The 5,940-nt window shown below is 76.5% G+C and carries 1 pseudogene; it reads right to left on the reverse strand.

Going from position 1 to position 5,940, the window contains the following annotated elements:
- A pseudogene (locus tag BUE45_RS30795) lies at positions 1–5,940 on the reverse strand (hypothetical protein); the annotation flags it as partial.

Consider the following 5,940-nt stretch of genomic DNA (forward strand, 5'->3'; position numbering starts at 1 on the left):
GTCGCCGCCCGTCTCCTCGGCCGGTGCGCGGCGGGTGCCCGAGCCCTCGCCCGTCTCCCCGGTCAGCGAGCGTCCGTCCGGACCCAGGGTGTCCAGGTCGTGGACCCGGGCGCTGAACACCTGGACCTCGGTGGACCCGGGCGGGGGCAGGACGGACCGCAGGTCCTTGGGCCAGGAGAGGTCGCCGACCACGGCGGGGTCGGGGCTGAACTTGGTGTCCTTGGCGTCCCCGCCGGACAGGAGGCGGTCGAGCAGTTCGGTGTAGGGGTAGTGCGGCGGGGAGGGTTCGGCGTCGTAGGCCGGGGGCGCCTCCTCGGGCGTCCCGTCGGTGTTCTCGATCTCGTCGGCCACGCCGCGGCGGTCCGGTGCCGGGTCCGGGGAGGTGTGCGGTGTCTCCGTGCGGGTGCCGTCCGGGCCCACGGCGGTGTCGTAGGAGGGCGGCGCCTCCTGCGGGGTCCGGGTGTCGTCGGTGCCGTTGAAGACGCTGCGCCCGTCCTGGGAGGAGTCGTCCGAGGCCGCGCTGAAGACGCTGTCGGCGTCCGACACCGACGAGGCGTCGGAGTCGGTGTCGGCGGGCCCGTCCGGGGTCCGGTCCCTCCCGTGCCCGCGCGAGCCCTCCGGGGCGCGCCCGTCGCCGGTGCCGGGGGGCGGGGCGCCGTCGTTCCCGCGGCCGGTCCCGCCCGGTGCGGGGGCGGACCTGCCGCCGCGCCCGGAGCCGGTGCCGTCGCGGCCGGGCGCCGGGGGAGTGCCCTCGTCGCCGGAGTCGTCCGAGTCGTCGGAGTCGTCGTCCCGGGGCGGAGTGGCCTCGGGGACCTCCAGGCCCTCGACCCGGGTGTGCAGCCCCTCCAGGTCGCGGTGGAGTCCGCGCAGGTCGTTCTCCAGCGCGCGCAGGCGGGGGAGTTCGGTGCCGGTGAGGTCCCGGACCCGGTCACCCAGGGTGTCCAGCCGCGATCCCAGGGCGGCCCGGTCCGTGTCCAGGCCGTCCAGGGTCGTGCGCACCCCGTCCAGGGCGGTGCGCAGGTCCGGGCGCGCGTCGAGGAAGGGGGTGTGGTCCGCGGCGATCCGGTCGGTGTCGGCGCGCAGGCCGGCCAGGTGCTCTTCGGACCCCTGCACCAGCGGTCGGACGGGTCCGGTCTCCTCGTTCACCCGGGTGAGCGCGGTTTCGGTGGCGGCGCGTTCGGCGGAGACCGTGCGTCCGCGCTCGGAGACGGGCCCGTCGAGCCGTTCGGCCTCGGCCAGCAGGGCGTCGCGGGCCTCCCGCATCCGGTCGACCTCGGCCCCGCTCCGTTCGGGCTGTGCCGCGAACGCGGACAGCTCCGCCTCGAAGGCCGCGACCCGCCCGGCCAGGCCGTCGACCTGGGCGCGGGTGGTGAGGCCCGCCGGGGGCGGTGGCACCCGGCCGGCGTCGGCCTCGCGGGTGTCCAGCAGCCCGTCCGCGCGGTCCAGGGCGGCAGCGGCGTCGTCGAAGGCCCGGCGGCCCTGGGCCCCCTCCGAGCGCACATCTCCGATCACGTCGGCCACCAGCGGACCGCCCAGCGCGGCGAGGCCGGCGGCCAGGTCCTGCTGGACCCGCGCGCGCTCCTCGAACCGGGGCAGCGCGCGGCGGGCGGCCGAGTCGGCGTCGTTGAGGACCCGGTCGACCTCCCGGCGGGTCGCCTGGTTGCGCGCGGCCAGGTCCCGGCCCTGGTCGAACAGGGTGTCCAGGTCCCCGCCCAGCCTCCGGACGTCCTCGCCCACGGCGGGGTCCCCGGTGTCCCGCGCCTCCTGGGTCAGGGGCCGGTGCCGCGCCTGCGTGTTCAGGGTCTCGGTGCGCATCCGGCTGACGCGGTCGCCCGCGGACTCGGTCAGCGCCCGGGTGCGGTTCATCCGGCCCACGACCCGGTCCAGGGCCACGCGGGTGGCGCGGGCCTGCTCCCGGGCCAGCGCGCCGTGCTCCTCGGCCCGGTCGAGGAGGGTGCGCGTCTCCTCCAGCAGGGCGTCGCGCCGGGCGTCGAGCGTGTCGATGTCGGTGGAGGCCTCGTCCCCCGTCAGCGCGGCGCGGTCGCGCTCGAAGGCGTCGATCCGGGTCCGCAGGTCCGCCACCGCGGCCGGGTCGGGGGCGGGGGAGCCGGTCCCCGCCGGGGGAGCGGCCGGATCCGGGCGCCCGGCCAGCAGGGCGTCGGCGTTCCTGACCAGCCCTTCGGCAGTCTCGGTGGCCGTCCGCGCAAGGTGCTCGCGCCGTTGCAGGTCGGTGACGGTGTCGTCGATCTTCCCGACCTTCCCGCGCAGGTCGGCGGCCGGGTCGTCGGGGTCCCCGGCCCGCGGGTCGAGTTCGGTGCCCAGGGTCTCGCGCAGGGTCGTCTCCGACAGCCCGGGGACCGCCCGGACGGCACCCGGGGCGGGGGCGGCGGGCGCGGCCCCCTCCGCCGCGGTCGGATTCAGGTCCCGTCGCGCGGCGTTGAGGGTGTCCACCCAGGTGCCGGTGCTGCGCTCGTACTGGCGCAGGCTCTGCCGGTACTTCTCCTCCTGGGCCAGGTAGGCGTCCCGGGCGTCGTTGAGGCGTTCCGCCGCCCACTCCGAGGTCTGCGAGGAGCCGTCCCGCGGTTCGCGCGGAGGCCGGCCGGTCCGGTCCTGCTCCGCCTGCCGGTGGACGTCGTGGGCGCGCACGAACTCGCGGACGGGCTCCTCCAGGCGCCCGCGCTCGCGCCCGTAGGAGTGCTCGTCGTCGCCCATGGTCTCGGCGGCGTCGTGCACGCGCTCGGCCTCCGCGGCGAGCGCGGCGGCCCGTTCGGGGGTGACGATGCCCAGCCGCACGGCGTCGTCCTGGGACACCCACACGCTCACGGTGTCCCGGGTCAGCCCCGTGTAGGAGTCCTTGCCGGAGGAGGCGCCGACGACCCACGTGGTGTCCAGCTCGACGAGGTAGGCGGGGCCCAGGCGCTGGATCTCGGACAGGGGCGGGCCCGCCGTGGCGATCTCGCGCCCGTCCGCGGCGGTGGTCGAGGTCGATCCCAGCTGGGTGTTGAGCGCGCCGGCCAGGACGCCGGTGTGCTTGTCGTAGACGTCCTTGTCGGTGGTCAGCCCGGCCGGGCGCACCGAGGGGTCGAGCGCCGTCCCCGACCCGTGCTCGGAGGAGTCGGACAGCCCGCTCTTGTCACCGGTCGTGGTGCTCAGGCGGGTTCCGGCCACCACGTCCAGGATCCGGGCGCCGGACAGGTCGGGCAGGGCCGTCAGGCTCCACCGGGTGGAGCCCAGGTCGGTCAGGGCGACGCCGTCCCCGTGCCCGGCGGTGCGGGAGAACAGGGCCTTGAGGGCCACGGACTCCAGGCCGCTGTCGATCGGCGAGTGGCGCCGGTCCAGGTGCAGCCGGTCGGCGACGTGCTCGCGGGCGTGGCGCAGCCCGTCGGAGGTGTAGTTGCCGCCGGCGTCCCGGTCGCCGTCGCCGGGCTTCCAGCCCAGGGAGCGGGCGATGACGGCGGCGGCGGTGTCGCGGACGCCGCGCCCCCCGTCCTGCACGGCGGTCGGCATCATGACCACGTCGTCGGGCAGGCGGGTGGCGCGGTTCGCGGTGAACTCGGCCCCGGCGCGCTCACTCAGCGCCTGGTCCAGGCCGCGGCCCCGGGCCCGGGTCACCGTGTCGTCGAGGCCGCGCTCCGTGCCGGAGCCCGCCGAGCCCTCCGACTCCGTGGGTCGCGGCGAGAAGTCCAGGTAGGAGGCCGGGTAGTAGGTGTGGATCGGACCGGACTCGCCCCGGCCGGTGGCCGACAGGTCCTTGGGCCCGCGCAGGCGCAGCACGAGTTCGCTGTCCTGCTCGACCTTGGCGTAGGGGCCGCTCATCTCCAGCTGCACCGTGTGGGTCCGCTCCTCGGAGCGCCCGCGGGTACGCGTGTCGGAGGTCGAGGCGCCGCCCGAGACGGCCGGGGAGACGAACAGCGGCCGGCTGCCCGGCTCCTGTCCGGGCGGGTTCTCGTCCCCGTCGAAGCGGGTGGGCTGGAGGGAGACGCCCTCGGCGCCGACGGTGTCGCCGGTCCCCTCGGAGCGGCTGCTCCCGGTGCCGGACGTCCAGGTGTGCGACTCGATGATGGCGTCGCTGGAGGCCAGGTACTCGACCTTGCGCTCCCGGGTGCGCAGGTCCAGGTGCACCTGCGCGTCGTGGGCCCGGTGCCCCGAGCGCGGGTCCTGGGAGTCGGAGATCCGGCGCACGCGCACCGACACCGGCTCGCTGGTCCCGGAGGTGTTGCCGAGCCGCGTGGTCAGCGCCTCGAACAGCCGCTCGCGGCTGCCCGCGGTCAGCTCGTACTTCTGGGCGCGCAGGTCGTTCACGAGGGATTCGAGCGCGGCGGTGGGGTCGGCGGGGCGCACCCGCTTGCCGGAGTCCTCGAACCCGGGCCGGACGCGCACGTCGGTGATGTCGGCCGGGTCGTCCTGGGGCGACAGCGCCAGGGTGCCGTCCTCGTTCTCGGTGACGCGGTCCAGGACGACGCCCGCCTCCTGGGCGTCGCGCGCCGAGATGTACCCCGACAAGAGGTCCTGGGCACGCGCCGTCCACCCGCGGAAGTACGACTTGGCGAGCCCGGGGCCCCGTTCGTGCAGCAGCTCCACCGCCTGGGTCACCCGGCCCGCGAGGCGGAACGCGTACCCCAGGGCGGCCTTGGGGACGATCGTGGTCGAGGCGGTGAACGACGCCTTGGCGGACGTGCCTTCCACGGACCGGAAGAAGTTCCAGGTGTTGTTGAGCCCGCCCAGCGGGATCGGCCGCACGGCCCGCGAGGGCGGAACGGCGGTGTCGGGGTCCTGCTGGGCCGCCTCGTCGACGGTCCGGTTGGCGCTCCCGCCGCCGGTGGCCCCCACCTTGAACCCGGCGCTCTTGGTGACCGAGTCGGAGGTGCCGATCTCCACGCCGGTCTCGCCGTGCGTGATCATCTGCATCTCGACCTGCTGGAACTCCGCGATCCGGTCCGGCTCCACCCGCGTGGCCGTGGTCGCGCGCACGTCGCGCGGGGAGAAGACGCCGCCGCTCATCTCCGGGCGCGAGCGCCGGCCGCTCGGAGCGGTGGTGGAGGGGTCGTCGGCCATGCCGGTCGGGGACAGCAGTTCCTGGAAGTGGGTGCGCCCGCCGGTGGTGTTGAGGTAGGTGCGGAGCTTGCGCTCGAAGCCCTCGAACAGGCCGCGGGGGAATCCCGAGAACAGCTCGAAGGTGCGGCTCGCCGGTCCGATGCCGATCCGCTCGACGGAGCCGCCGACGCGCACGAGGTCCTCGGCGCGGTGGCGCTCGCGCGCCTGCTCGGGGGTCTCCCCTTCGCGTACGTCGCGCTCGCGCGCCGTCCGGTCGGAGCCCCCGGCCTCCCCGCGCCCGCCGCGGTCCCGCCCGGTCCGGTCCCCGCCGCGTCCCCCGCGGCGCTCGTCCCGGCCGCCCCGGCGGTCCCGCCGCCCGTCCCCGTCGCGGCCGTCGCGCCCGCTGCGGCGGGTGCCGCCGTCGCCGTCCGTCGCGGTGCCCCGCGCCGAGAACGGGCCCTCGACGAGGGAGCGCGCCTGCGTCTCGGTCAGCGCCCGGTGCCCGTCGTCGGTATCCCGGGTGGCCGGCGGCGCCGCCTCGGTGAGCACGCGGGGGGTGATCACCGAGTAGTCCGCCCGGACCGGGGCGGTGAACAGGTCCACCCCCTGGTCGGTGCCGCGCGCCTGGTCGGAGCCCTCGTAATCGGTCATCCGCGCCGTGAACGAGACCGGCCCGCGCCAGACGTCGGAGCCGCCGGGGAAGAAGATGGTGTCGTCGGCGCTGTGGGAGACGCCCCGCGAGGTGTCCGAGGAGTGGCTGCGCGAGCCGCTCAGGGTCGCGGAGGCCCCGCCCATGCGGTGGCCCATGCCGCGGACGTCGGCGTCCCGGGAGCGCAGCAGCCCGGCCCCGGCCGTCAGGTTGAGCCCGTGGGAGGACCCCTTGCCCCGGGAGTCGCCGCTCTTGGC

The organism is Nocardiopsis flavescens (genome assembly GCF_900141985.1).
GTDB classification, from domain to species: Bacteria; Actinomycetota; Actinomycetes; order Streptosporangiales; family Streptosporangiaceae; genus Nocardiopsis; species Nocardiopsis flavescens.